A 24,824-nucleotide genomic window follows, 5' to 3' on the forward strand; every position below is an offset into this window, starting at 1 on the left:
CTCCCCCTCCTCGGACAGTTCCTTACCGACAGGTAGGTACTGCCGCACATTGTCCGTACGTATTCGGCCGAAAGCAAAGGAATCCGCCGGGAGAGCGTGTGGCTGCGCGGCGGCGGCCGGGGTTCGGGTGAGCATGGGGGGATGGCGGAGACGAATGTGTCGCGGGTGTTCGAGGTCAGTACCGGGCGGCAGGAGCGGGTGTACGACCTGACCGGGATGTGTGCGCGATTCCTGCGCGAGGCGGCGGCGGGGCGGGACGGATTGCTGAACGTTTTCGTGCCGCACGCGACCGCGGGGGTGGCGATCCTGGAGACCGGCGCGGGCAGCGACGAGGACCTGCTCGTACTGCTCGCGGATCTGCTGCCGGCCGACGACCGATGGCGACACCGACACGGCAGCCCCGGCCACGGACGCGATCACGTGCTGCCCGCGCTGGTCCCGCCGCACGCGACCCTGCCGGTGATCGCGGGCGAACTCGCGCTGGGCACCTGGCAGTCGGTCACGATGGTGGACACCAACCGGGACAACCCGGACCGCACGGTGCGGTTGACCTTCCTCGGCTGAGCCCCGCCGGCCGGGCCCGGCCGGCCGATGGCGGGCCCTCGCCGCGTGGCGTGAATCCGCCCCGGGGCGCGCGGTCGGCGCGGTCGGCCGGGGGAGTGATCCGGCCAATCCGTCCGACCCGCGCATGGATCGGTCCCCTTCTGGATATTTCTCGTATCGGTTCGATCAGGCTCCGTTTTCCGTTCGGTCACGTGGTTTTCACCAGGAAATGCGAGACACCCCTCCGCTTTCCGCGATCACCCGCCCGACCGACCGAAGGACACGACCGATGCGGGGGAATTCCATATGCCGAACACCGAATCGACGGATTTGCCGAGTTCGGATATTCGGAGACATCGGGCTTTTCGCCGGACCGGCCGATGCCCCGGCTCGCCGCCGGCCGCCGGGCGGATCCCGGGCCAGGCTTGCTCGGCCCGGGCAAGCCCGGGATCCCGGGCGCCCGGGAGCGCCGGCGGCGGCGGAGAAAACCCACGCGGTGTCCCCGGCGGGCGTCGCGAGCAAAGGTGGCGAATTTCGTGATCTCGGCCGAGTCGACCGAAACCAGCCGGGCGCTTTTCCACCGGGCCCGACTGTCCCTGGCAGGCGGAACGGCCTCGTCCGGCCGGATCACCACCACCGGGTCCTATCCCTATCCGCTGTATATCGCGCGCGGAAAGGGCGCGCACATTTGGGACGTGGACGGGAACGAGTATGTCGACTACCTGATTTCGTACGGCTGCGCGGTGGTGGGGCACGCCAATTCGCGGATCGCCTCGGCGGTGGCCGACGTGTTGGCCAACGGCACCATGTTCGGCGCGGGCACCGTGCCGGAGATCGAATTGGCGGAAACCATGCGGGCGATGATCCCGTGCGCCGACCTCGTCCGGTTCGCCAACTCGGGGTCGGAGGCCATTCAGGGGGCGATCCGCGCGGCTCGCGGCTTCACCGGCCGTGACCGGGTGCTGAAGTTCGAGGGCCACTGCCACGGATGGGCCGACACGCTCGCGGTCTCCACCGGGCCGCCCGCCGCCGAGGCCGGACCGTACGCGCGACCGCGCGCCCACCCGTACTCGCCGGGCGTGCCGAAGGGCGTGCTCGCCGACGTGGTGGTCTGCCCGTGGAACGACGCGGAGATCCTGCGCGAGGTGCTGGACGCGCACCCGGGCGAACTCGCGGCGGTGATCTGCGAGCCGATCATGGCCAACAACGCGTGCGCCATGCCCGAGCCCGGATACCTGGAGACGCTGCGCGAGGAGTGCACCCGGCGCGGGATCCTGCTGATCTTCGACGAGGTGTGCACCGGCTTTCGCACCGGACCGGGGGGAGCCCAGGGGTTGTTCGGCGTGATCCCCGATCTCGCCGTCTACGCCAAGGCACTCGGCGGCGGCCTGCCGATCGCGGCGTTCGTCGGCCGACAGGACGTGATGAGCGAGATCGGCGCCAACCGGATCAAGCACGGTGGCACGTACAACGGTTCGCCGCTGTGCGCGGCGGGCGCGCTGGTCACGCTCGGCGAACTCGGCGATCCGGCGGTGACCGCGCACATCGACGCGGCCGGTACCCGGGTGATGGAGGCGATCCGACGGGCCGCCCGGGATCGGCGAATTCCCTGTGTGGTGCAGGGCGTCGGGGCGATGTTCCAGGTGGTTTTCTCCGCCGACGGTGCGTCGACGCGGGCCGGTGGGGGCCCGGCCGTGAACGACGACGCACGCTACGCGCTGTTCCGATACGCGTTGCTGGAGCGCGGAATCCATGTCAACGCGGCCGGTTCGGCGTGCTGGTTCGTCTCGGCGGCGCTCACCGACGACGACGTGGCCGCCGCCTGCGCCGCCGTGGACGCGGCGTTCGTGCTGCTCGCCGGCGTGTGAGGGGGAATCCTTCGGCTGTTCGGGGGGCGGTCGGGTGTCGTACGCGCGGGTCGGCCACCGGGCGGCCGGCGCCATGACTAGCCTTACGTCACCGTCCTGATGATCGGGGCGGCGTCCCTCACACAGGTAAGGATTCGCCGATGGGTTTGAGGAGTCTGCTGCGCAACGTCTTTCGTTCGCGGGCGTCCCGCGAGACGGCGGAGACACCCCGGGCGACGGACGCGGTCGTGGAGCCGGCGGCACGCCCCGCACCGGAGCCGGCCACGGCGGTCGAGGCGAGCACGGCAGCGGAGGCGAACCACACGTCGGACGCGCCGACCACGCCGGAGCCGGAGTTCGTTCCGGAACCGCCGGCCCTGACGAAACCGGAGCCGGAACCGGAGCCCGTGCGGGCACCCGAGCCCGAGCCGGTACACGTACCCGAGCCCGAGCCCGTCGTCGCCGAGTCGGTGGTCATCCCCGAGTCCCGGGCGGAGTCGGTCGCTGCCGAGCCCGCTCCGGTGTCGATTCCCGTACCGGCACAGTCGATCACGACCCGTGACGAGGCGGAGCCGACCGAAGCCGAGGTGGTCGTCACGCCGACCGCCGAGGTCGAGTCCCCGGCAGCGGAGCCCGAGGCGCCCGCCGCCGAGACCGCGCCGACCCCGGCCGCGACGCCCACCGCGGTCGCCCCCGTCCCGTCCGCCCGCGCCGAGGAGCCCGCGCCCGCGACCTCGGGCCGCGCCGAGGCCGCCGCGGCGGCCGTGGCCAAGTGCGGCCTCACCGGCCGCAGCGTCGTGGTCTACCTCGTCCTGGACCGCTCCGGCTCGATGCGCTCCTACTACAAGGACGGCACCGTCCAGCACCTGGCCGACCAGACGCTGGCGCTGTCCGGGCAACTGGGCGAGGCCGTCGTCCCGATGGTGTTCTTCTCCACCGACATCGACGGCGTCGCCGACCTCGACCCCGGCAACCACGTGGGCCGGATCGAGGAACTGCACGGTTCCTATGGGCACATGGGCCGAACCAACTACCACTGGGCGATCGCCCGGGTGGTCGAGCACTACCGCGCGTCCGGCAGCACCGACCCGGCCCTGGTGATCTTCCAGACCGACGGCGCCCCGACGAGCCGGCCGGCCGCCGCGAAGGCGCTGTGCGACGCGGCCGGGCTGCCGATCTTCTGGCAGTTCCTCGGCTTCGGCGACCCCGAGTCCAAAGGCTTCGACTTCCTGCGCAAGCTGGACGAACTCACCGTGCCGGAGCAGCGTGTGGTGGACAACGCGGGCTTCTTCCACGCCGGGCAGGATCCGCGGTCGCTCGGTGACGCGGAGCTGTACGACCAACTCCTCCTGGAATTCCCGGAATGGCTGAACGAGGCGATCACGGCCGGCGTCCTGGCCGCGAAGCCGGTGGACGCGCTGGTCTAGCCACGCCTCATCCGGGCGTATCCCCGAGCACGCCCGACGGTCGGCCGAACGGTCGGCCGTCGGGCGTTTTTGATGGACGGTCAGGAGCCGGAGCGCGTCGTCACGCGGGGCTTCCGGAGCCGTCCGGGGCCTCCAGCGCCCGTACGGCCCGGGCGATGTCGTCCTCCGTCGCCTCCGACAGCACGACCTCCACATCGCCCCGGCGCACCACGATGTCCGGGCCGCCCGCGCCCGTGATCGGTGCGCGCGAGCGGCGCCAGCCGGCGATCGCGACCAGCAGGCCGGACAGGCCGATGCCGTTGCTCAGCACGACGTTGACCACGTCGAGGGTGGCGCCCATGGTGCCGGTCGTGTCGTCCTCGGCGTAGCTGGTCACCGCGCCGCCGCGGAGGTCGGGGTCCATGGCCAACCACCGCTGCAATGAAGCTACTTCGATGCCTTCGTCGCCGACCACGCTCACCTGCACGAGCACTTGCCGCCACCCTTCGGGAACCGTCGGGAGCCCGCACGCACGGCGGGCCGACCTGCCCGGCCATGATGCCGGCACCGATTCGCGCCAGGACGCGGGCCGGCGCCGAGCGTTATTCGGCGGCCGGTTCGGGCTCGGGAAGCACCGCGAACGCCTCGATCTCCAGCAGCAGATCCGGCCGGACCAGGGCCGCGACCTGCATCGCCGAACTCGCCGGCAGCTGCTCCGGGTCGATGTACGCGTCCCGGGCCGCGCGGACGGCCGGCAGGTCGGCGATGTCGGTGAGGAAGTAGGTCAGTTTGATCACGTCGTCGAAGGTCGCGCCCACCGCCGTCAGGCAACGGCGCAGGTTCTCGAACACCTGTCGGGCCTGCGCGCCCGGGTCGTCCTTGCCGACCAGGTCGCCGTGTTCGTCCAGGGCGATCTGTCCGGAAATCGCGACCACTCGGCCGGTGCCGATGACCACGTTGGTGTACCCCCGGCCCGGCGCGACGCCCTCGGGCGCGGGGATACGGGTGAGCCGCTGCGATGTCGTCATGCGCCCATCCTCACCCGCCGCGCCGCGCGCCCGCCACGCGCCCCCATGGCCCCGGCGTGCGCGCCCTATGCCTGCCGGCGAAGATCATCAATCCTGTGCGGGTCCCGTTTCACCTGATCGAGCGAGAACCGGCACGACGAAGGCCCGTTCGACCGTGCGTGACCCTACGGTGTGCCCTGGCGAAAGGGGCGCATCGATGTCACAACCCTTCGAACTCCCGGAGTTCTACGTGCCGTACCCGGCACGACTGAATCCGCATCTCGACGGCGCGCGTGTGCACTCCAAGGCGTGGGCCCGCCGGATGCGGATGATCGAGGGCTCGGACATCTGGGACGAGCACGACTTCGACTCGCACGACTACGCGCTGCTGTGCGCGTACACCCATCCCGACTGCGGCGGCCCGCAGCTCGATCTGGTCACCGACTGGTACGTCTGGGTCTTCTTCTTCGACGACCACTTCCTGGACGTGTTCAAGCGCACCCACGACACGGCCGGCGCCAAGGCATACCTGGAACGGCTGCGCGCGTTCATGCCGGTCGACCCGGGCACGCCGATCCCCGAGCCGATCAACCAGGTCGAGGAGGGCCTGGCCGACCTGTGGGCGCGGACCGTGCCGAGCATGTCGCCGGCCTGGCGCGAGCGGTTCGCCGCGAGCACGCAGGCGCTGCTCGAGGAGTCGTTGTGGGAACTGGCCAACATCAACGAGGGACGGGTGGCCAATCCGGTCGAATACATCGAGATGCGCCGCAAGGTGGGCGGCGCGCCGTGGTCGGCCAACCTGGTGGAATACGTCGCGAACGCCGAGGTGCCCGCCGTGATCGCCGCGAGCCGGCCGATGCGGGTGCTCAAGGACACCTTCGCCGACGCCGTGCACCTGCGCAACGACCTGTTCTCGTATCAGCGCGAGGTGGAGACCGAGGGCGAGAACGCCAACGCCGTCCTGGTCTTCGAGAAGTTCCTCGGCTGCGCCACCCAGGAGGCGGCCGATTCGGTCAACGAACTGCTCACCTCGCGCCTGCACCAGTTCGAGCACACCACCTTCACCGAACTCCCGCCGCTGTTCGCCGAACACGGCCTGGACCCGCAGTCCCGCATCGATGTGATGGCCTACGTCAAGGGCCTCCAGGACTGGCAGTCCGGCGGCCACGAGTGGCACATGCGCTCCAGCCGGTACATGAACGGCGCCACCGAGGTGGGCGGCACCCCCACGGTCCCCGGGGCGCTGTCCGGCCCGCAGGGCATCGGCACCTCGGCGGCGCGCATGCTGCCGGGCCTGGTGGCCGGACTGAACAGCGGTCTGCGCGGCTACACGCACGTGCCGTTCCGGCCGGTCGCACCGTACGAGATCCCGGACTTCCACATCCCGTTCGAGCCGCGCCTGAACCCGCACCTGGACGGCGCCCGGGACAACCTCGTCGAGTGGAGCCGGCGTATGGGCATCCTCGACGAGGGTGTCTGGGACGAGCGGGCACTGCGCGACTTCGATCTGGCGCTGTGCGCGGCGGGCATCGCGCCGGCCGCCTCTCCGGAGCAACTCGACCTGGGCGCGCAGTGGTTGGCGTGGGGGACCTACGGCGACGACTACTATCCGATCGTCTTCGGGCGCTCGCACGACCAGGCCGGCGCCAAGGCCTACACCGAGCGGCTGAAGACCCTGATGCCGGTCGACGGCGAGGCCGCGCCCGCGCCGACGGACGCGATCGAGCGCGGCCTGGTCGACCTGTGGACGCGCACGGCGGGCCCGATGCCGCCCGCGTCGCGACGCAGGTTCCGGCGCACCGTCGACGACATGCTGGACAGTTGGTTGTGGGAGTTGGCCAACACCGCGCTGAACCGCGTCCCGGATCCGGTCGACTACATCGAGATGCGTCGCCTCACGTTCGGCGCCGACCTGACCAAGAGCCTGTCCCGGCTGACCCACGGCGACGTGGTGCCCGAACAGGCCTACCGCTCACGGGCGGTGCGGGCGATGGAGAACTCGGCGGCCGACGTCGGTTGGATGATCAACGACGTGTTCTCCTACCGCAAGGAGATCGAGGTCGAGGGGGAACTGCACAACCTGCTCCTGGTCGTGCAGAACTTCTTCGGCTGCGACTTCGACCACGCGCTGGCCATCGTGAACGACCTGATGACGTCCCGGATGCGCGAGTTCGAGCGGGTGGTGGCGACCGAACTCCCGGCCATGTACCGGGACCTGGAGCTGAGTTCGGCGGCCAGGGAAGCGCTGGACGGCTACGCCGTGGCGCTCGGCGATTGGAATGCGGCGATCCTGAAGTGGCATCGGGAGTGCAAGCGCTACGCCGACCCCAGGCCGCTGGTGCCGTTCCCGTGGCAGATCGGGACGCGGTTCGTGCCGACCGCACCGCGGCCGGGCATTGGCGCGATCGCACAGGGCGTGCGCTCGGGCGCGGCCCGGGCGCCGGTCGAACGGGCCGTGGCACCCCGAGTGGGCTACGGGCCCAAGGGGCTGGGCACTTCGGCCGCCCGACCGATCGTCCGCGTCGGGGTCACGGTGCACTGACCCCGACGCGATCGATCGGATCTCACCCGCCGGCCGCGCCGGCCGGTGCCCGACCGGCACCGGCCGGCACCGGAACGCCGAGGAGGTGGTCGACGAGCGCGAGCAGTACGTCGCGCCCCGACTCGCGTGTACGCACGTCACACGGCACGATCGGTACCTCGGGGTCGAGGTCGAGCGCGTCGCGGACCTCGTCGACGGTGTACTCCACCGCCTCGTCGAAGCGGTTGATCGCGACCACGAAGGGGATGCCGCGCCGCTCGAAGAAGTCGATGCTGCCGAAACCGGCCTCCAGGCGGCGGGTGTCCACCAGCACGATCGCGCCCAGTGCGCCGATCGCCAGGTCGTGCCACAACGACCAGAACCGCTCCTGTCCGGGCGCGCCGAACAGGTACAGCACCAGTTCCTCGGACAGCGTGATGCGGCCGAAGTCGAGCGCGACCGTGGTGCGCGACTTGGCCTCGATGCCGACGGTGTCGTCCACGCCGACACCGACCTCGGTCATCATCTCCTCGGTGTGCAGCGGCGGAACCTCGCTGACCGTGCCGACCAGCGTGGTCTTGCCGACCCCGAATCCGCCCGCGATCAGGATCTTGACCGCCGCCGCGCGCTCGGGCAGTCGGTCAGAGCCGAAGGAGACCATCACGTACCTTTTTCAGCAGGGCGGTATCGGGGGTGCGGGCCAGGGCCAGCGGGGCGCGCACGGTCACCAGGCCGTCGCGGAGCAGGTCGTCGACGAGCACCTTGGTGATGCTCACCGGCAGATCGATCAGGGCCGCCACCTCGGCGACGGCCTGCGGTTCCCGGCACAACTCCAGGATCCGCTGATGCTCGGGTTGGCGGCCGCGCCCGTCGCGGGGCTTGCGCCGCGGCCCCGGGGACGACTCGTCGGCCCCGGGGGACCGGACCGCGGGCTCGTCCGGGTCGACCGTGGTCACCAGGGTGATCAGGGTCAGGTCCGCGTCGCGCACCGCCTTGGTCCGCCCCCGGGTGAGCGTGTACGGGCGCACCACCGGGCTCGCGTCCTCGTCCCAGGACTGATCCCACCCGGATCTCACGCTCGACCGCCGGTTCGAGTGCCGCCCTCGTCACCGCGTGGTCGGGTGCCGAGGTATTCACCGACCTTCTTCACCAACATGTTCATCTCGAACGCGACCACGCCCACGTCCGCGCTCTGTTCGGCCAAAACGGCCAGATGCGCGCCGGTGCCCGCGGCGGTGAGGAAAAGGAAGGCGTCGTCCATCTCGACCAGCGTCTGGCGCACCGACCCCCCCGCGAAACCCCGGCCGATGCTGCGGGCCAGGCTCTGCAGGCCGGCCGCCGCGGCGGCCAACTGCTCGGCGTCGTCGCGCGGGATGGTCTCGGACCGGCTCATCAGCAGGCCGTCCTCGGACAGCACGATCGCGTGCCGCGTCTGGTGGACGCGCTTGACCAGGTCGGTCAACAACCAGTCCAGGCGGCTGTCGGTCGCGGTGGTGGCCATGCCGCCGGCGAGATCGTGCGTGTTCGTCATGACGGTTCCCCAGGGTGCGTGGTGCTTCCGGCGGCGGGGCGCGCGCCCGGAGCGGGCTCGGTCCCGGTTCCGGGTTCGGTCGCGATCGCGGACTCGTCGTCGGCCGCGGTCGGTTCGGATGCCTCGCGCGCACGTTGGCTCGCGAATCGGAACGAGGACAAGGTAGCCGCAGCTTCCCGCGGTGAGGAGGGCTTCGCCTCGGTTCGCGCCCCTCCCTCGCTCGTGGTGGCGGTCTCGGTACGCAGCGGCATCGGCAGGTTGCGCTGGCGCACCCGGCGGGGTAGCGCGCGGCGGCCGTCGGCGGTGGTCTCCGCGACGGCGGGCGTGGGTGCGGTCGCCGGGCGGGCGTGCCTCGGAGCCGGAGCCGGGGTCGAGACCGGCTCCGGGGTGGCGACCGGGCCGGGGTCGGTGCCGGTCGGCGCGGTCGGCCGTACCGACACGTCGGGTTCGGCGGGTGCGGGCTCGGTGTGTTCGGCGGGCATCGGGACCCGGTCCAGCGAGCGCACCACCGGCTCGGGATGCGGCCGACCCGGCGACTCCGGTACGGAATCGGGGCCTTCGTTCGCCTCGTGCGTCGAGGCCGCCTCCGGCTCCGAAGCCGGCTGTACCGCCGCCCCGATCGCCGTCGCCGCCTCGAACGGCCCCGCCGCGCGGTCCGGTTCCTCGGGGACGCCGCTCTCGCGGGTGATCAGCTCGTCGGGCACGAACACGATGGCCAGCGTGCCGCCGTAGGGCGACGGCCGCAACGTCACGCCGACACCCAACCGGTCCGCCAGTTGCGCGACCACGAACAGGCCCATCCGCACGTCGTCGGCGAGCGCGATCACGTCGAACGTGGTCGGCACCGCCAACTGCCGGTTGGCCGCCTCGTATTCCGTCTCGGACATGCCCAGGCCGCGGTCCTCGATCTCGATGGCCAAGCCCTTGGCCACCGCCGCCGCGCGGACATGCACCGGCGTGTCCGGCGGCGAGAACATCGTGGCGTTCTCCACGAGTTCTGCCAGCAGGTGGATCACCCCGCCCACGGCCGGCCCGGACAGCAGCACGTCCGGATCCGAGTACACCTCGACCCGGTGGTAGTCCTCCACCTCGCCGACCGCGCCGCGCACCACGTCCACGATGCGGACCGGGCGACTCCAGCGTCGGCCCGGTCGGTTGCCGGTGAGCACCACGAGGTTCTCCTCGTATCGCCGCAGTCGGGTGGCCAGATGGTCGATGGTGAACAACTCGCGCAGCAGCTCCGGGTCCTGGTGCCGGCGCTCCATCGTGTCCAACTCGCCGATCTGACGGTTCACCAGCGATTGGGTGCGCAGCGCCGTGTTGACGAATACCTTCGCGAAACCCTCGCGCTGTCGGGCCAGTTGTACCGCGCCGTCCAGCGCCGCGCGCTGCGCGGAGTTGAACGCGGAGGCGACCTGGCCGATCTCGTCCCGACCCGCCTCCACCTCCGGCGCCTCGACCGCGAGGTCGACCCGCTCGCCGCGTTGCAGTCGCTCGATGACCATCGGCAGCCGGTGTGTGCCCAGTTCCACCGTCGCGTCGCGCAGCAGGAACAACCGACGCCGCACCGCCCGGGTGATCCGCCAGCACAACACGCCGCCGATCACCACGAAGGCGAGGCCGATCGCGCTGAGCAGGTACACCTGGTTCCAGGTGTCCGAGGTGGCGTCGTCGCCGGCCGCGAACACCTGGTCCACACGCGCGAAGTCGAAGGCCGAGGCCGGCTCGGCGAGTCGGTCGAGAACGCTGCGCCAGCTGGCCAGTTCGGCCGGGATCGGGATACCGCTGCCGGTGGCGCGCGCCTCACGCGGCGCGTCGACCGTCGCGATGATCGCGTTCTCCATCGAGACCAGGTCGTGCCAGGCCGGGTTCTGGGTCAGCGCCAGATAGCCGGCCCGTGACTCGGGCGGCAGGAAGGGCTCGATCTCGTCGTCGATCGAGTGCCGACGCACACCCACGTTCTGGACGAACGCGGCGTAGTCCGGCTGGCTCAGCCGTCCGGCGGGCAACGAGAACGACACCAGCGTGTCCTCCTGCGCCAGCGCCTCCCCGGCGCGGAACTGGATGACGAGGAACTGCCCGGCGTAGGTGACGTCGGTGTCGGAAGTCTCGGCCAGCGCCTGGACCACCGAGATCTGATCGGCGATCTGGCTCGTGTAGAACTTGATCCAGCGGTCCCGGCCGATCGCGCCGATGGCGTCCACCTGGCGGCGCGCGTCGGGGAGTTGCGCCAATTCCGCGGCGACCTCGCGGGCGCGGCGCACCGCGTTGCCCGGGGTCTCGCGCGCGCCGCTCTTGGCGAAGGCGACGAACTGCTTCACGGCCTCGTCGGTCTTGGCCCGCTGCCCGCGCAGCGCGTCCGCCGCGGCGGGCGTGGGCTTGGCCATCCAGGCCGCGGTCAGCCGCCGTTCGGCCTGGAGCGAGATCATCGTGTTGTAGCTGGGCGTGCCCGCCCGTTCGGCCACGGAGACCTCGTTGTCCAAACCGCTCGCATGATCCGCGAGCCGATAGGTCGCGATCGCCCACAGGGCAACCATCGACACCAGCGGCACCACGGTCAGCAGGACCAGCAGGGTCCGAATGGTGAAGGTCCGACGCGGCCGCGAGCGAGCCGCCCCGGTCCGGTCGGCCCGAGGGGCGCGCATCAGTTTTCTCATCGACTCTCCCGCAAGGGCAACCGGGCCCGAAATTGCGGTTGCCGCGACCCGGCCGAAGGTACCGGTGAGGCACCCGACACAATCCACGCAGTGTGCGTGGGGAACTTCCTACCCGTGCGTCACATACAGCGCACAAGCGGCGGGCGGCGGAGCGAATTCCGTACATAGGTTACCGAACGCGCATTCGGCGCTACCCAAAGGAGTGGGTACGGCATGCACACGGTGGGTGGGATCGGCCGGCAGATCGCGTACTGGCGCACGCGCAGGGGCCTGACCCAGGCCGAATTCGCGCGTCTGATGGGCCGATCGGTGCGCTGGGTCGAGGACGTGGAGGCCGGTCACCGGCAGGCCGACCCACGGCTGTCGGTACTCGCGCGGGCGGCGGTCGTCCTGCGCATCGGGATCGACCGCCTGCTGCCTCCCGAGCCGAACCGGGAGGGCGTCGACCACGATCCGCTCGCGGCGGTCCGGGTCGCGCTGCGCCGGGCGGACTTCGCGCCGACCGCGGGTGCCCCCGTCGAGCCGCTCGATCTCGGGGTGTTGCGGCGGGAGTTGGCGTACGGATGGACTGCGTACGCCGCGGCCGACTACCTGTGCCTGGACCGGGTGGTGCCGCCGATGTTGGTCGGGACCGGGGCCGCGGCGGTCGCGCCCGTCGGGGAGGGGGCGGCGGATTCGCTCGCGCCGATGGTGGTGCGCGCCGGCGCGCTGACCCTGGCGGCCGCCGCGGCGCAGGTGTTCGGCGACGCCGATCTGGCCTGGCGCGCCGCCGACCGGGCGGTCACCGCGGCCGGGCGCAGCGGCGACGCGGTGGTGCTCGCGCGCGCCGCCGATCGGCTGACCGCGGCCATGGTCGGGCACGAAGGGGCCGGGGCCGCCGCCGAGTTCGCCCTTGAGGTGGAGGCGGACCTGGCCGCCGCGTTGGGCCCGCGCGGCGCGGTCGGGCGGGCGGCGCTGCGTACCCTGCGCCTGGGCGCCGCGTTGGCCACCGCGCGGCTCGGCGATCGTTCGGGCACGCGCGACCTCCTCGACGCGGCGGAGCGCATCGATCCCGGCGCGATCCAGGTGCCGCTGTGCCGGGTCACCGCGCACGTGCTGCTCGGCGAGTACGGGCGGGCCGTCGACGGTCGGCTGGACCCGGCCGCGCTCGCCGTGCTGCCGCGCGGCAGGCAGGCCCGGCACCTGATCGACCTCGCCCGGGCCCTGGCCGCGCTGGGCCGGCGCGGCGAGGCGGTCACCGCGCTGCTGGACGCCGAGGTCACGGCGGCTCAGGAGATCCGCTGCCGGCCGATCAACCGGACCTTCGTCCAGGAGATCCTGCGCCTGGACTCCTCGGTGGACGGCGACGAGGCCCGATTGCGCGCGCTGGCCGCCCGCTGTACGGGACAGGGGTCGACCCGGTCGGAACGGGCATGGATCATGTAGGGGTGGTCCGGGTTGCCCGGCCGCCGATCCACTCCTCGGGAGCCGCCGTGATCACCGTCATTCTCGTCGCCGACCTGCTCCTCGTCGTCGGTGTGCTGATCGTCTTCCTCGCCCTGCGCGATCGCGCGCGCACCCGGACCGCGACGCACGACGGTCTGCGCATCGAGCGGGACAACACGACGCGCGCCGAAGCCGCCGGCGGCGTGCTCGGCGTGCACACCAACCACGGTTCCTGGCCGGGCGTCTAGCTTCGGTCCGACGGAACGGCGGGGCGCGGGGCGGCGGGGCGCGTGGGCCGAACCCCTGGTCGTGCCGTCCGGTGACCCGGCGCCGACATCGGTCCCCGGCGGGCATGGGAGGCTGTGCGGCATGGGTCTGTTCACGGTGGACGAGGCACGCGCGGAGTTGGCCCGGCTGATGCCGGTACTCGACGAACTGATCGTGCTACGCGCGGACGCGGCGGAGTTGGCCGCGGCGCTGGAGCCGGGCGGGACCCGTACCGAACTGGGCGGTCTGCCGGAGCTCAAGGGCATGCAGGCGCGGCTCGACGACCTGATGACCCGCATCCAGCAGACCGGCGCGGAGCTCAAGGGCTTCGCGCCGCTGCTCGTCGACTTCCCCGCCGACCTGGGCGGCGTACCGGTGTTGTTGTGCTGGTTGGAGGGGGACCGGGAACTGGCTTGGTACCACCGCACCGACCTGGGCTTCGCGGGTCGGCGCCCGCTGCCGTAGTGCGGCGCCCGGGTGGGGGAACCAGGCCGACAAGAGCGTCGAATCGGGCGAATGTCACCGGTGGCGCGTAGCGTTTCCCACCTGGGAATCGCTGCCTGGAGGTCATCGTGACGAAGTCCGTCCTGCTTGCCGTCGGCACTCGCAAGGGTTTGTGGCTCGGTCGCTCACACGGCGCCGAGCCCTGGGAGTTCACCGGGCCGCACCATCCGATGACCGGCGTCTACTCGGTCGCGATCGATACGCGGGGGTCGGCGCCTCGGGTGATGGCGGGTGTGGTGAACGAGCACTTCGGCCCGGTCGTGGTCACCAGCGACGACCTCGGCGCGACCTGGCGCGAGCCGGACCTGGGGCGGGTCGGCTTCCCGGCCGACGCCGGTGCGTCGGTCGAGCGGGTGTGGCAACTGGTGCCCGGGGCGAGTTCCGAGCCCGATGTGGTCTACGCCGGCGTGGAGCCTTCGGCGCTGTTCCGCTCCGCCGACGGTGGGCGCTCGTTCGAACTGGTCCGCGCGTTGTGGGACCACCCGCACCGTCCGCACTGGGGGGCCGGCTTCGGCGGGCAGGCGATCCACACCGTGCTGCCGCACCCCACCGACCCGCGCCGGATCGTGGTGGCGATGTCCACCGGCGGGGTCTACGTCACCGAGGACGGCGGGGCCAGTTGGCATCCGTCCAACACCGGGATCCACGTCACCTTCCAGCCGGACGAGTATCCGGAATACGGCCAGTGCGTCCACAAGGTGGCCCGGCATCCGGAGCGGCCCGACCGGCTGTTCCTGCAAAACCACCACGGGGTCTACCGCAGCGACGACGCGGGTGCGACGTGGCAGTCGATCGCCGAGGGCCTGCCCGCCGACTTCGGCTTCACGATCGTGGTGCACCCGCGCCGACCGGACACGGTGTATGTGGTCCCGCTCACCGCCGACGCGATGCGCTTCCCGATCGACGGGCGCTGTCGGGTCTATCGCAGCGACGACGCCGGCGAGACGTGGACCGCGTTGTCCGACGGCCTGCCCGACGGGTTCTGGACGGCGGTCCTGCGCGACGCGATGTGTGCCGACGACGCCGACGTCACCAGCCTGTACTTCGGCTCGCGCAGCGGCGAGATCTACCGGGGGCACCACGGCGGTGACCATTGGGAGCGCATCGCCCAGCATTTGCCCGACGTACTGTCGTTGCGCGCCGCGGTGGTCTAGCGCGTGTCTTCGAACCCCCGCCGAGCTCCACGACGCCCGGCACCGCACCTCGCCGCCCCGGAGAAACAGGCGAATGGGACCAATATGCACCTGCTTCTCCGGCGCGCCGATGCACGGCATCCGCGTCACCAACCTCACGGGTGAATACAGCTAGCGGCGTGGTGTGACCGCTGGGCTCGCGCTGTGTGACGGCGGGGTTCGCACACGTTCACGCGCCCGCAACCCGGCCTTGGCACTGCGCTCACGTCGGGCTGAGAGGGTCGGGACGTCCGCGCTCCACGCAGCGAAACGCGCGTCGAAACGAGTCAGTGTGTCCAGCGTTCTGCCCGCCGCCGTGTTGTTCGACATGGACGGCACCCTCGTCGACACCGAGCAGTTGTGGTGGGAGGCGGTCGAGGACGTGGCCGGCCGGGTGGGCTACGCGCTGGGACCGACCGACACGGCCGACGTGGTGGGCCACGCCATCGGACATACGGCGACCTATCTGCACGCGGTGGTGCCCGAGGGGCCGTGCGTCCACGAGTTGTCCGACGCGCTGGACGCGGCGTTCACCGACCGGGTGCGGGGTCGGATCGAGCCGCTGCCGGGCGTCGTGGCCCTGCTGGACGCGCTGGCCGAGGCCGAGGTGCCGCTGGCCATCGTGTCGGCGTCGCCGCGGCATGTGGTGGACCTGGTGCGGGACGCGTTGGGGTCGGCGCGTTTCGCGGTCACCGTCGCGGCGGAGGACGTCGCGCGGACCAAGCCCGACCCCGCCCCCTATCTGGCCGCGGCGACCGCGCTCGGGGTCGAGCCGAGCGCGTGCGTCGCGGTCGAGGACACGGTGGTCGGCGTCACGTCGGCGGAAGCGGCCGGCTGTGCGGTGGTTGCGGTGCGCACGACTGCCCCGATCCAGCCCGCACCGGGCCGCCGCGTGGTCGCCTCGCTCGCGGCGGTCGACCTGGCCGACCTGCGCCCGGCGCTCCTCGCGAGGACGTGAGGGCGCGCTCCGCGGCCCACCACGACGGCCTCAAGCGCCGGCTGGGCTCTTTCGCCTCAAGCGCCGGCCGGGCTGAGTGACCCGGCCTCCGGCCGAGGTGGCCTCAAGCGCCGGCCGGGCTGTGTCGCCTCAAGCGCCGGCCGGGCTGAGTGACCCGGCCTCCGGCCGAGGTGGCCTCAAACGCCGGCCGGGCTGTTTCGCCTCAAACGCCGGCGGGGCTGATTTGGCCTCAAGCGCCGGCGGGGCTGCTTGGCCTGGGGTGCCGGCTGGGCTGAGTGGCCCGGCCTCCGGCCGAGGCGGCCTCAAGCGCCGGCCGAGGCGGCCTCAAGCGCCGGCTGGGCTGTTTTGTCTCAGGCGCGGGCCGGGTTGTTTTGCTCAGCTGTCGGTGGGGCTGATTCGGTTTCACGCGTTGGCCGGGACGAGTGGGCTTGAGCGCCGGGCGGGATGGTTGGGTTCAAGTGCCGGCCCGCGTTGTTCGGTTGCGATGGTTCGGTCGTGGGTGGGTGTGTGGTGGTCTTGGCGAGTTCGGTGCGGCGTCGGTGTCGGCGCCGCTCAGCGAGTTCTTTTGGGGTCATGAGATAAGGCCCTACGACCGTTGCCGAATCCTGCGTCGGTGGGGTGTCGGCGGCGGGGGTGGGCGGTACGAAGTCGTGCCATGCCGGGTGTATCCGAGGCTTAGGCTTGGTTGGCCGGTTCGGTTCGGCGGGTCGAGGGTGCTTGTCGGCCGGCTTCGGCGGGGTGGGCAATCGGCGCAGCCATCCGAAGACGGTGGCGATAAAGCGGGTCACGGCGTCACCTCCTACAGCTGCCGGCCGATTCCGGGACCGCTCCAACGGTCGCCGGGGGCTTCCTCGTTCGTGGGTCACCGTGTGAGTAGCGAGGTCCACCGGGCGGCCTGGTCGGGTAGGTGGCGGGCGTGTGCCTCGGCGGTTGCGCCGGTGACGAATGCTCTGATGCCCGCGTTGGATGCGGCCCGCCATGCCGGGAACTGTCGCAACCACGCGTGTGCCGAACCCGGTGTGTGTTCGGACCACAGCAACAACATGTAGACGTAGGCGAGTTCCGCCCACGCGGGTCCGATGGCGGACATGCCCCAGTCCACGAAGCAGGTTCGTGCGCCGTTTCCGTGGTCTCCGACGATCACGTTCCACGGGTTCAGGTCGGTGTGCAGCAGGTGTGTTCCGCCGAGCAGGGAGCGTTCGTCCGGGGTGAGGTATTCGGCCCATCGGTCGGCGAGCGGCGGCAGTTCGAGCCCGTGTGGCGCGCGGATACGACCCGCTCGACTCAGCGCGTATGCGAAGGAGGACAGATCCTTCCCGTGGGGCGCGAGATTCGCGTGCCGTCCGGCCACGTGGGTGAACAGGAGTACGTCCCAGCCGGGGGGTGCGAGGTGGCCGAGCATGGTCGGCGCCACGCGTCCACCGACCGACGGGGCTGCCAACGCTTCCCGCCGCTGGTGGGTGACGGCTTTGCCGTTCGTGGTCGGCGCGCCTTTGACGAACACCCTTCGCCCCGGCGCCCGAAGCACGGCCGCGAACGGCGATGTCAGCCCATCGGGCAGCGGTTCCGCCTCGCACACCGCACCCGTGACCGACTCGATCTCCACGCGGACCGGTTCGGGCAGTTCACTCCACATCCAGCGGCGTTCCATGCGTTGCCTTTCGCGTCGGTCACGGGTCGGTACCGCCTACTTCCGCTTGCGGACCGCCGGGCACTTCCTGCACCGGTCCTCGCCGGACCAGTGCCACCACTCGTGTTCACACCCGGCGGTACCGCCGGTGATCTCGTATTCCTCGTCGCGTGCCATGTGCCCTACCTCTCGTGTCGGTAGTGCTCGGATGGTGCGGACCCCGCCCACTGCTCCTCCCCGGGCAGTCGGACAGGGCGAACGTGAAGGTCAATGCGGCGGCTTGACCCGATACAACTCGGAACCCTTCAGCACATACGGCATGCCGCCGGGCGGAAGCACCATGACAACCTGGTCGTCGGCGAGCCCGCACATTCCTCGGCGCGTTCCACCCGCCCGGCGGGACAGCCGTCGTGGCCGTGCCCGGGCAGCGGGGCGACCCATTCACCGAGGGCGTACCGCAGCGGCAAGGGCTTTTCATGCGGAGGCAGTTCACGCGCCGTGACAACCCGGACGGCCTCCCCGTCCGCCCCGACGACGAACCCCGCTTCGCACCTCACGGCCACCGCCCGCAGGGGACAGGCCGAACAACCAGACGGGGATACCGGGCACGAACCCGGCGGATGACCCACGCTCGAATGGCGTACTGATCCGGGCTCAACGTCCTTAGCACATCGGGCGGTTGCGTCGACTTCGCCATGCCACTCCCTTCGAGACCAGGCGCCCCGGCGCCGGGACCACGCGCGATCGAGACCGACGCCGGGGCAGTTCAAGACGCGACGAAACAGCCGCTCGTGAGGGCGCGGCAATCTCAAGATCACCAGTGTGTGCCGATGTCGTCGCACTACGTAGCCTGCACTCGTAGCCCTACTAGGTGCAAGTGCCTCACCTTGTAGATCGACATGGGCTAGGTTTCCCCTCGTTGGCGACTGCACCGGATGGCGGGCAGACTGACCGATGCCACGCCCACCTGGGGCACTTCGAAGAAGGGGGACGGGTGGCGGTCAACAAGAATCCGACCGTGCGGCAGCGGAGGCTTGCGCGGACGCTGAGGCAGTACCGAGTGGCTGCCGGGATGACGCTCGTGCAAGCGGCGGAAGTTCTGGCCTGTTCGGACGCCAAGGTGAGTCGGATCGAGAGCGCGCAATCGGGTGTGCGAGTCGTTGATCTCCGGTTGCTCCTGGACGCGTACAGCGTCAAGGACCCAGCGCACCGTGCCCACTTGGAGGACTTGGCGCGCAATGGACGGCGTCGTGGATGGTGGGACCAATATGAACTCACTCATACACACGCGGAGTACATCGCTCTGGAATCCGATGCTTCCGATCAGTACAGCGTCGAAACGATACTGATTCCGGGACTCCTGCAAAGCGAGGACTACACCCGTGCCGTGGTGGAGATTCAACGGCCCGATGTCGCACCGGATCGAATCGACCTGTTGACGAAGGTTCGGCAGGAACGTGTAGCGGTTCTGACTCGACGTGATCCGCTCAGAGTGTGGTCTGTGATCTCGGAATCGGCCTTGCGGCACGTGGTCGGCGGTGGCGCGGTCATGCGTGCGCAGTTGGAACACCTCGCCGACATGGCGCGTAGGCCGAATGTGCACGTGCAGATTCTGCGCGAGGACGGTGCCATGCACGCCGCAGTGATCGGGTCGTTCCAGATGCTGCGATTTCCGGACCCATCCGAAACGGATGTGGCCTACGTGGACAGCCTGAGCGGCACGCTGTACATCGAGGACCCGTCGGAAGTCGCGATCTACGAAGAGCAGTTCCGGATGCTTTCGGCAGCGGCGGCTTCCTACACCGAGTCCATGCAGATAATCAAGCATCACGCAGAGATGAGTACGAAATGAACGCTGACGTTCGCTCCTTGCAGTGGCGCACATCGTCCTACAGCGCCACCAACGCCGAATGTGTTGAGGTTGCGCCGTTCGATCGCGCAATAACCGCTGTTCGTGACAGCAAGGACCCCGGTCGGGGATACATCGGCGTGTCGGCCGGTGCTTGGCAGGCGTTGTTGGATGCGACGGTGAAGGGCTAGAGGGTCCCGGGATGTGAAGTGTCCCGACTCGGTGGGGAGTGGCCGTCGGGTCGGGGCATCCTCAGCCGTGCGGCGCTGCGTGGATTATGGGGCTTCGGTGGGGTTTTTCAGGGCCTCGATCATGCTTCGTAGGCTGCGGAATGCGGCTGATTGTTCCTGCTCGGTCATGCCGGTCAGCATTTTGAGTTCGACGGAGCGCACCGCCGTGGTCGCCTTTTCCAGGCTTTGGCGGCCTCGGGGGGTGAGTCTCGCGGGGAGGGCCTTTCCTACGGGTGCCTCCGCCGGTCTGGTGACGTAGCCGTCCCGTTCCAGGGCCTGGAGCAGGACGTTCATCGTCTGGCGGGTCACGAATGCGCCGCGGGCGAGTTCGGAGTTGGACAGGCCCGGGCGTTGGGCCAGCAGTTCGAGGCAGGAGTAGTGCGTCACGCTCATCCCGAGGGGGCGCAGCACCTCCTCCATGGCCGCGCGCAGGGCGCTCGAAGCCTCTTTCAGCAGGTAGCCCAGGGATGTGTCCAGGTCGACGCCCGCGCCGTTTTGACTCATGTCAGGATTCTGACATACCTTGGTGCATGTCAGGAACCTGACATGCAACGAAGGAGTATTGCCATGCCCGCCACCGGCCCCGACTTCATCTCGCTCCAGGTGCGTGACCTCGACGCTTCGCAGGCGTTCTACGAGCACTACCTCGGCCTCGTCCGCTCGCCGGCCGGGCCCCCGCACGCCGTCGTCTTCGAGACCAAGCCGATCGCGTTCGCGCTGCGCGACATCGTGCCCGGCACCGATCTCGCGTCCGCGGCCCGACCCGGCATCGGTGCCGCGATCTGGCTGCACGCCACCGATGTCCAGGCCATTCACGACGCCCTCGTCGCCGACGGTCACGCCATCGTCGCCGCGCCGATCGACGGACCCTTCGGCCGCACCTTCACCTTCGCCGACCCCGACGGCTACCACGTCACCCTCCACGACCGCACCTGACCGGCCGCCGACGCCCCGACCCGACGGCGGGCAGCCGACGAGTCGGGGCAGCGGGGCTCGGGGTCGGTCAGAGCTGTGCGCAGAGTCGGTCGATTTCGGCGATCTCCGCCTCGGTCAGGTCGGGTTGGCCGACCGCGGACAGGTTTTGCTCCAACTGCCGCACGCTGCTTGCTCCGACGATGACCGAAACCACCCTCGGGTCGCGCAGGATCCAGGTGAGGGCGAGCTGGGCCAGGGTCTGGCCGCGATCGCCGGCGAGCTTGTTCAGCGCGCGCAGCAGGGTCAGGCGCTCCTCGGTGAGGGCGTCCTCGGTGAGGAAGTGGCCCACCGCCATCCGCGAGTCGGCCGGCACGCCGTTCAGGTAGCGGTCCGTCAACAGGCCCTGGGCCAACGGGGAATACGCGATCAGCGCGGTCCCGGTCTCGCCGACCGCGTCCAGCACGCCCCGCTCCGGCTCGCGGTCCAGGATCGAGTACGCCGACTGGTTGAGCAGTACCGGAGTGCCGAGGTCGCGCAGGATCTCCACGGCCCGGCGGTGCTCCTCCGGACCGTAGTTGGAAATCCCGGCGTACAGCGCGCGCCCGGACCGAACGGCCGTGTCCAGCGCGCCCATCGTCTCTTCCAACGGGGTGTCCGGGTCGTAGCGGTGCGAGTAGAAGACATCGACGTAGTCGAGCCCCATCCGGCCCAGCGACTGGTCCAGGCTGGCCAGCAGGTATTTGCGCGAACCGCCGTTGCCGTACGGACCGGGCCACATGTCCCAGCCGGCCTTGGAGGCGATGAACAGCTCGTCGCGATAGGGCCGGAAGTCGGCCCGGAAGTGCACCCCGAAGTTGGCCTCGGCCGACCCGTACGGCGGCCCGTAGTTGTTCGCCAGGTCGAAGTGCGTCACCCCGAGGTCGAAGGCGCGTCGCAACACCGCGCGCTGGACCTCCATCGGCTGGGTGTCCCCGAAGTTGTGCCACAACCCGAGCGACACCGCGGGCAACTCGACCCCGCTGCGTCCGGCACGGCGATAGCGCATGGATTGGTAACGGTTCTCGGCGGCAGAGTGGATCATTCCCCCATCTTGGCCCTCGACCGCCACCCTTGACACCCCCGGATGTCCCTCCTAGGGTCCAGAGCATTCTTTGGCAGGAACAGACGAAGACCACCTGTCGGTGGCTTCGCTGTGCCCTCCTACGCGTTAGCGCTCGCGTGTCACCGACCGGTCCTTTTTTCCGAGGACGGGAACATGGCACAGCAGCCGAGCGTCAGAGGCGTCAAGGACGTCGTCGCGCTCATCGACCGGCAGGGGACGATCTCCGGCCGGTCCAGGGTCATCTGGTTCCTCGTGTTCGGGGGACTCTTCCTCGACGCGTACTCCAACGCCGCACTGGGCGCCGGGCTCGCCCCGATGACGAAGCAGATGGACCTGAGCAGCACCCAGGTCTCCATTCTCACCGCCACCGCACCCGCGCTGGCCATCCTGTTCAACCCCATCGGCGGCTGGCTGGCCACCCGGATCGGCCGGGTGCCTCCGCTGCTGCTGGCCAAGCTGTTCGCGCTGGCCGGCGCGGTGATCGCGGCCACCGCCGACGACTTCCTCGTGGTGTGGATCGGCCGGGTCCTGGTCGGCGTGGCCTACGGCGTCGACTTCGCGGTGGCGATGGCGCTGCTCGCCGAATACACGCCCAAGTCGCTGCGCGGCCGGCTCAACCTGTGGCAGGGCATCTGGTACATCGCCACCACCGGTAACCTGCTGCTCACCCTGATCTGCTTCAAGTTCGACGTCGGCGCCGACATCTGGCGCTGGTCGGTCGGCTCGGCCGGGGTGATCGCGCTGACCCTGTTTCTGCTCCAGTGGGCGTTCCTGGTGGAAAGCCCCACGTGGCTGGCCACGAAGGGTCGGCTGGAGGACGCGGTCCGCAACCTGCGCCGCATCTACGGCATCGAGGCGGTTGCCGCCGCCCCCACCGTCGCCGGCGCCGTGCCCGACAAGGCGGACGCCGAGGAGGCGCCGCCGAACGTGGGGATCAAGCAGGCCGGGATCCTGTTCCGCGGCTCGTACCTGCCGCGCACCCTGCTGTCCTCGGCGATCTCGCTCGGCCAGTCCATGCAGTACTTCGCCGTCGGCTGGTATCTGCCGGTGATCAGCCTGGCCATCTTCGGCAACAGCTTCGAGAAGGCCACCATCGGCTCGATGGTGTTCAACGCCTTCGGCATCGTCGGCGGTCTGCTCTCCGCGTACTTCGCCCGCCGGCTCGGCCTGCGGATCAGCTCGGCGATCGGCTTCGGCGGCGTGTTCGTGATGCTGCTCGGCATGGGGTTGACCTTCGACCGGGTGCCGACCTGGATCGCGTTCATCCTCCCGGCGCTGTTCATCTTCTGTCACTCCGCCGGTCCCGGCGCCAACGGCAAGTCGATCGCCGCGCTGTCCTACCGCAGCGAGGTGCGCACCCTGGGCACCGGCGTGACCGGGATGATCGGCAGCTTCGGCAGTGTGGCCGGGTTGTACCTGTTCCCGCAGATCAAGGACGGCATCGGGCTGGACAAGACCTTCATGGTCCTGGCCGTCGTCCCGCTGCTGGGCCTGCTCACCTGCCTGGCGATCCGCTGGGACCCGACCCGGGCCGTCTCGCCCGACGAGGACCCGAACGTGCCGATCATCGCCGCGCCGTCGGCCGGGCCCGCGAACCCCGCGTTGGTCACCCGCTGAAGCGGATCCGTCACGCGAGACTCGCACTCGGATCAAGCGGAGATATTGCACCGAAAGGGCTGTGATGACGAAGACGTTGCACCACCCCGGCCGGCGCCTGGGCATCCTGTCCGTGGACGAGGGCACCACCGGGACCCGCGCCGGAGTCGTGCAGGACTCCGGGGCGGTTACCCACCTGGCGTATCGCACGATCGCCGTGGACCACCCCGACGAGGACTCGGTCGAGCAGGACCCGATGGAGATCTGGTCGGCCACCCTCGACGTGTGCCGCGAGGCCCTGGCCGGCGCCCGCGCCGACGGCGTGGAGATCGTCGCGCTCGCGCTGTCCACCCAGCGGGCCACCGCGATGTTGTGGGACCGGCGCACCGGCCTGCCGCTGGTGCCGGCGTGCGTGTGGCAGGACCGACGCTATGCCCGGGACCTGCTCGGCTACGAGGCCGCGTGGGACGAGCGGCTGCTCGCCCGGCTCGGCCGCCCGGTGGGCAGCAGGGCGCCGTTCCACTGGGCCGCGCGGCAGATCGCCGAGCGGCCGGAGGTGGCCGAGGCGTACAAGGCGGGCACGCTCGTGTTCGGCACCGTGGACACCTGGCTGGCCTGGCGCTTCACCGGTGGGGCCGCGCACGCGGTCTCGGCGAGCAACGCCGGTTCGATCGGCGCCTACCTGCTGCGTGAGCACGCGTGGGACCGCGAGTGGATCGAGCACCTGGGCTACCCGCTCGAACTGCTCCCGGACCTGTTCGCCGACGACGACCTCGGCTACGGCCGCACCGACCCCGAACTGCTCGGTGTGGAACTGCCGTTGGCGGCGGTGATGGGCGACCAGCACGCGGCGCTGATCGCGCTGGGCGGACTGGCCGCCGGCCAAGGGATGTGCATGTACGGCACCGGCACCTTCGTGGACGCGGCCACCGGCCGCACCCCCGCGATGCCGATCCCGGGCATCGCCGGGGTGCTCGCCCAGCCCGGTTGGCGCCAGGGCGACACCACGCACTTCAGCCTGGAGGCGTACTGCTCGACCACCGGGTCCGCGCTGCGCTGGTTGTGCGACGACCTGGGCCTGTTCGCCTCGCCGGCGGAGATCGGCGAACTCGCCGCGGGGGTCGACGCCGGCGCGGGCCCGCGCGAGTGGTTCGTGCCTGCGCTCGCCGGGATCCGCACCCCCGAGTGGCGGCCCGAGGCACGGGCCGCGCTCGGCGGGCTGACCCTGGCCACCACCCGGGCCGATGTGGCCCGGGCCGTGCTGGACGGGATCGCGCACTCCGTGTGCGACCTGATCGACGGCGTCGCCGCCACCATGCAGGCCCCGTTCGCCCGCCTTCGGGTGGGCGGCGGGGTGGCCGGCAGCGACACCCTCATGCAGATCCAGGCCGACCTGGTCGGCCTGCCGATCGAGCGCGCCGCCGACTCGGCCACCGCGAGCCTGCGCGGCACCGCCTACCTGGCGGGCGTCCGCGAGGGCCTGTGGTCCTCGCTCGACGAGGTGGTCGAGGCCCAACCACGCGGCCGGATCTTCGAACCGACCACCACCCCCGACCGGCGCGCCACACAGCGCGCCGCCTGGCGAAGCGTGCTCGCCGGCTACCCCGCCTGAGCCGAACCGCCCGTACGACCCGGCGGCGCGAACCGTGAACCGCCGGACAGAC

23 protein-coding genes are annotated in these 24,824 nt (G+C 70.6%); 14 read left to right on the forward strand and 9 right to left on the reverse strand.

Features of this window, described 5'->3' with window-relative positions:
* The first annotated feature begins 141 nt into the window (after positions 1–141).
* The 3 genes from ACFXKZ_RS17235 to ACFXKZ_RS17245 all read left to right on the forward strand — a co-directional run bounded on the left by ACFXKZ_RS17235 (position 142) and on the right by ACFXKZ_RS17245 (position 3,817).
* Positions 142–564, forward strand: a complete 423-nt coding sequence (locus ACFXKZ_RS17235; RefSeq protein ID WP_380001192.1) for a YjbQ family protein — start codon at positions 142–144, stop codon at positions 562–564.
* Between the two features lie 515 nt (positions 565–1,079).
* A complete protein-coding gene (locus ACFXKZ_RS17240; RefSeq protein WP_380001194.1) occupies positions 1,080–2,411 on the forward strand; it encodes an aspartate aminotransferase family protein in 1,332 nt (443 codons plus the stop codon).
* A gap of 140 nt (positions 2,412–2,551) precedes the next feature.
* Entirely contained in the window at positions 2,552–3,817 is a 1,266-nt protein-coding gene (locus tag ACFXKZ_RS17245; RefSeq protein ID WP_380001196.1) for a VWA domain-containing protein, read from the forward strand.
* A 100-nt stretch (positions 3,818–3,917) separates the two neighbouring features.
* Here the strand turns inward: ACFXKZ_RS17245 and ACFXKZ_RS17250 are convergent, their stop codons facing one another.
* Positions 3,918–4,289 carry a hypothetical protein gene (locus ACFXKZ_RS17250; protein WP_380001198.1) on the reverse strand — a complete coding sequence of 124 codons (372 nt, stop codon included), beginning with the start codon at positions 4,287–4,289 and terminating at the stop codon, positions 3,918–3,920.
* Positions 4,290–4,398: 109 nt separating this feature from the next.
* Positions 4,399–4,824 carry a RidA family protein gene (locus ACFXKZ_RS17255; protein WP_380001200.1) on the reverse strand — a complete coding sequence of 142 codons (426 nt, stop codon included), beginning with the start codon at positions 4,822–4,824 and terminating at the stop codon, positions 4,399–4,401.
* 196 nt (positions 4,825–5,020) lie between these two features.
* Here ACFXKZ_RS17255 and ACFXKZ_RS17260 point away from each other — a divergent pair, with 196 nt between their 5' ends.
* On the forward strand, positions 5,021–7,345 hold the full coding sequence (locus ACFXKZ_RS17260; protein ID WP_380001202.1) for a germacradienol/geosmin synthase: 2,325 nt from the start codon (positions 5,021–5,023) through the stop codon (positions 7,343–7,345).
* 22 nt (positions 7,346–7,367) lie between these two features.
* Here the strand turns inward: ACFXKZ_RS17260 and ACFXKZ_RS17265 are convergent, their stop codons facing one another.
* Genes ACFXKZ_RS17265 through ACFXKZ_RS17280 form a run of 4 tightly spaced genes read right to left on the reverse strand, consistent with a single transcriptional unit; the run spans position 7,368 to position 11,512 of the window.
* Positions 7,368–7,985, reverse strand: coding sequence for an ATP/GTP-binding protein (locus ACFXKZ_RS17265; RefSeq protein WP_380001204.1), 618 nt, complete (start codon positions 7,983–7,985; stop codon positions 7,368–7,370).
* Entirely contained in the window at positions 7,966–8,400 is a 435-nt protein-coding gene (locus ACFXKZ_RS17270) for a DUF742 domain-containing protein (RefSeq protein ID WP_380001206.1), read from the reverse strand. The genes ACFXKZ_RS17265 and ACFXKZ_RS17270 overlap by 20 nt, the downstream gene beginning before the upstream one ends.
* Positions 8,397–8,855, reverse strand: a complete 459-nt coding sequence (locus ACFXKZ_RS17275) for a roadblock/LC7 domain-containing protein (RefSeq protein WP_078974301.1) — start codon at positions 8,853–8,855, stop codon at positions 8,397–8,399. Before ACFXKZ_RS17275 ends, ACFXKZ_RS17270 begins: the two co-directional genes overlap by 4 nt.
* Positions 8,852–11,512 carry a nitrate- and nitrite sensing domain-containing protein gene (locus ACFXKZ_RS17280; protein ID WP_380001208.1) on the reverse strand — a complete coding sequence of 887 codons (2,661 nt, stop codon included), beginning with the start codon at positions 11,510–11,512 and terminating at the stop codon, positions 8,852–8,854. The genes ACFXKZ_RS17275 and ACFXKZ_RS17280 overlap by 4 nt, the downstream gene beginning before the upstream one ends.
* A gap of 213 nt (positions 11,513–11,725) precedes the next feature.
* On the opposite strand from ACFXKZ_RS17280, the gene ACFXKZ_RS17285 reads away from it, so the two are divergent.
* The 5 genes from ACFXKZ_RS17285 (at position 11,726) to ACFXKZ_RS17305 (ending at position 15,838) form a co-directional block, all read left to right on the forward strand.
* Positions 11,726–12,937 (forward strand): helix-turn-helix domain-containing protein, encoded by a 1,212-nt coding sequence (locus tag ACFXKZ_RS17285; protein WP_380001210.1) that lies wholly within the window; start codon positions 11,726–11,728, stop codon positions 12,935–12,937.
* A complete protein-coding gene (locus tag ACFXKZ_RS17290) occupies positions 12,925–13,185 on the forward strand; it encodes a hypothetical protein (RefSeq protein ID WP_380001212.1) in 261 nt (86 codons plus the stop codon). The genes ACFXKZ_RS17285 and ACFXKZ_RS17290 overlap by 13 nt, the downstream gene beginning before the upstream one ends.
* Positions 13,186–13,306: 121 nt before the next feature.
* On the forward strand, positions 13,307–13,669 hold the full coding sequence (locus ACFXKZ_RS17295) for a DUF2203 domain-containing protein (RefSeq protein ID WP_380001214.1): 363 nt from the start codon (positions 13,307–13,309) through the stop codon (positions 13,667–13,669).
* Between the two features lie 107 nt (positions 13,670–13,776).
* Complete coding sequence (locus ACFXKZ_RS17300; protein ID WP_380001216.1) at positions 13,777–14,862, forward strand: WD40/YVTN/BNR-like repeat-containing protein; 1,086 nt, start codon at positions 13,777–13,779, stop codon at positions 14,860–14,862.
* A gap of 310 nt (positions 14,863–15,172) precedes the next feature.
* A complete protein-coding gene (locus ACFXKZ_RS17305) occupies positions 15,173–15,838 on the forward strand; it encodes an HAD family hydrolase (RefSeq protein ID WP_380001218.1) in 666 nt (221 codons plus the stop codon).
* Between the two features lie 862 nt (positions 15,839–16,700).
* On the opposite strand, the gene ACFXKZ_RS17310 is transcribed toward ACFXKZ_RS17305, so the two are convergent.
* Entirely contained in the window at positions 16,701–17,489 is a 789-nt protein-coding gene (locus ACFXKZ_RS17310; RefSeq protein WP_380001220.1) for a phosphotransferase, read from the reverse strand.
* A gap of 973 nt (positions 17,490–18,462) precedes the next feature.
* On the opposite strand from ACFXKZ_RS17310, the gene ACFXKZ_RS17315 reads away from it, so the two are divergent.
* The gene (locus ACFXKZ_RS17315; RefSeq protein WP_380001222.1) at positions 18,463–19,320 is read left to right on the forward strand and encodes a helix-turn-helix domain-containing protein; all 858 of its coding nucleotides are present in this window, start codon (positions 18,463–18,465) and stop codon (positions 19,318–19,320) included.
* Positions 19,317–19,508: a DUF397 domain-containing protein gene (locus ACFXKZ_RS17320; protein ID WP_380001224.1), complete on the forward strand. Its 192-nt coding sequence runs from the start codon at positions 19,317–19,319 to the stop codon at positions 19,506–19,508. The genes ACFXKZ_RS17315 and ACFXKZ_RS17320 overlap by 4 nt, the downstream gene beginning before the upstream one ends.
* 84 nt (positions 19,509–19,592) lie before the next feature.
* Here ACFXKZ_RS17320 and ACFXKZ_RS17325 read toward each other — a convergent pair whose 3' ends face one another.
* Positions 19,593–20,051, reverse strand: a complete 459-nt coding sequence (locus ACFXKZ_RS17325; protein ID WP_380001226.1) for a MarR family winged helix-turn-helix transcriptional regulator — start codon at positions 20,049–20,051, stop codon at positions 19,593–19,595.
* Positions 20,052–20,114: 63 nt separating this feature from the next.
* On the opposite strand from ACFXKZ_RS17325, the gene ACFXKZ_RS17330 reads away from it, so the two are divergent.
* Entirely contained in the window at positions 20,115–20,483 is a 369-nt protein-coding gene (locus ACFXKZ_RS17330) for a VOC family protein (RefSeq protein WP_380001228.1), read from the forward strand.
* Positions 20,484–20,550: 67 nt separating this feature from the next.
* Here the strand turns inward: ACFXKZ_RS17330 and ACFXKZ_RS17335 are convergent, their stop codons facing one another.
* Complete coding sequence (locus ACFXKZ_RS17335; RefSeq protein ID WP_380001230.1) at positions 20,551–21,543, reverse strand: aldo/keto reductase; 993 nt, start codon at positions 21,541–21,543, stop codon at positions 20,551–20,553.
* Between the two features lie 174 nt (positions 21,544–21,717).
* On the opposite strand from ACFXKZ_RS17335, the gene ACFXKZ_RS17340 reads away from it, so the two are divergent.
* Together ACFXKZ_RS17340 and ACFXKZ_RS17345 are read left to right on the forward strand one after the other, a co-directional pair.
* On the forward strand, positions 21,718–23,181 hold the full coding sequence (locus tag ACFXKZ_RS17340) for an MFS transporter (RefSeq protein WP_380001232.1): 1,464 nt from the start codon (positions 21,718–21,720) through the stop codon (positions 23,179–23,181).
* Between the two features lie 64 nt (positions 23,182–23,245).
* Positions 23,246–24,772 carry an FGGY family carbohydrate kinase gene (locus ACFXKZ_RS17345; RefSeq protein ID WP_380001234.1) on the forward strand — a complete coding sequence of 509 codons (1,527 nt, stop codon included), beginning with the start codon at positions 23,246–23,248 and terminating at the stop codon, positions 24,770–24,772.
* Positions 24,773–24,824 lie beyond the last annotated feature (52 nt).

Origin of the sequence: Embleya sp. NPDC059237, from assembly GCF_042754105.1 — a bacterium.
GTDB lineage: Bacteria > Actinomycetota > Actinomycetes > Streptomycetales > Streptomycetaceae > Embleya.

Bases quoted from the DNA above. Each gene is read 5' to 3' on its own strand.
- ACFXKZ_RS17235 (WP_380001192.1), top strand. From the start codon at position 142: ATGGCGGAGACGAATGTGTCGCGGGTGTTCGAGGTCAGTACCGGGCGG.
- ACFXKZ_RS17245 (WP_380001196.1), top strand. From the start codon at position 2,552: ATGGGTTTGAGGAGTCTGCTGCGCAACGTCTTTCGTTCGCGGGCGTCC.
- ACFXKZ_RS17255 (WP_380001200.1), bottom strand. From the start codon at position 4,824: ATGACGACATCGCAGCGGCTCACCCGTATCCCCGCGCCCGAGGGCGTC.
- ACFXKZ_RS17260 (WP_380001202.1), top strand. From the start codon at position 5,021: ATGTCACAACCCTTCGAACTCCCGGAGTTCTACGTGCCGTACCCGGCA.
- ACFXKZ_RS17265 (WP_380001204.1), bottom strand. From the start codon at position 7,985: ATGGTCTCCTTCGGCTCTGACCGACTGCCCGAGCGCGCGGCGGCGGTC.
- ACFXKZ_RS17275 (WP_078974301.1), bottom strand. From the start codon at position 8,855: ATGACGAACACGCACGATCTCGCCGGCGGCATGGCCACCACCGCGACC.
- ACFXKZ_RS17280 (WP_380001208.1), bottom strand. From the start codon at position 11,512: ATGAGAAAACTGATGCGCGCCCCTCGGGCCGACCGGACCGGGGCGGCT.
- ACFXKZ_RS17285 (WP_380001210.1), top strand. From the start codon at position 11,726: ATGCACACGGTGGGTGGGATCGGCCGGCAGATCGCGTACTGGCGCACG.
- ACFXKZ_RS17290 (WP_380001212.1), top strand. From the start codon at position 12,925: ATGGATCATGTAGGGGTGGTCCGGGTTGCCCGGCCGCCGATCCACTCC.
- ACFXKZ_RS17295 (WP_380001214.1), top strand. From the start codon at position 13,307: ATGGGTCTGTTCACGGTGGACGAGGCACGCGCGGAGTTGGCCCGGCTG.
- ACFXKZ_RS17310 (WP_380001220.1), bottom strand. From the start codon at position 17,489: ATGGAACGCCGCTGGATGTGGAGTGAACTGCCCGAACCGGTCCGCGTG.
- ACFXKZ_RS17320 (WP_380001224.1), top strand. From the start codon at position 19,317: ATGAACGCTGACGTTCGCTCCTTGCAGTGGCGCACATCGTCCTACAGC.
- ACFXKZ_RS17325 (WP_380001226.1), bottom strand. From the start codon at position 20,051: ATGAGTCAAAACGGCGCGGGCGTCGACCTGGACACATCCCTGGGCTAC.
- ACFXKZ_RS17330 (WP_380001228.1), top strand. From the start codon at position 20,115: ATGCCCGCCACCGGCCCCGACTTCATCTCGCTCCAGGTGCGTGACCTC.
- ACFXKZ_RS17335 (WP_380001230.1), bottom strand. From the start codon at position 21,543: ATGATCCACTCTGCCGCCGAGAACCGTTACCAATCCATGCGCTATCGC.
- ACFXKZ_RS17340 (WP_380001232.1), top strand. From the start codon at position 21,718: ATGGCACAGCAGCCGAGCGTCAGAGGCGTCAAGGACGTCGTCGCGCTC.
- ACFXKZ_RS17345 (WP_380001234.1), top strand. From the start codon at position 23,246: ATGACGAAGACGTTGCACCACCCCGGCCGGCGCCTGGGCATCCTGTCC.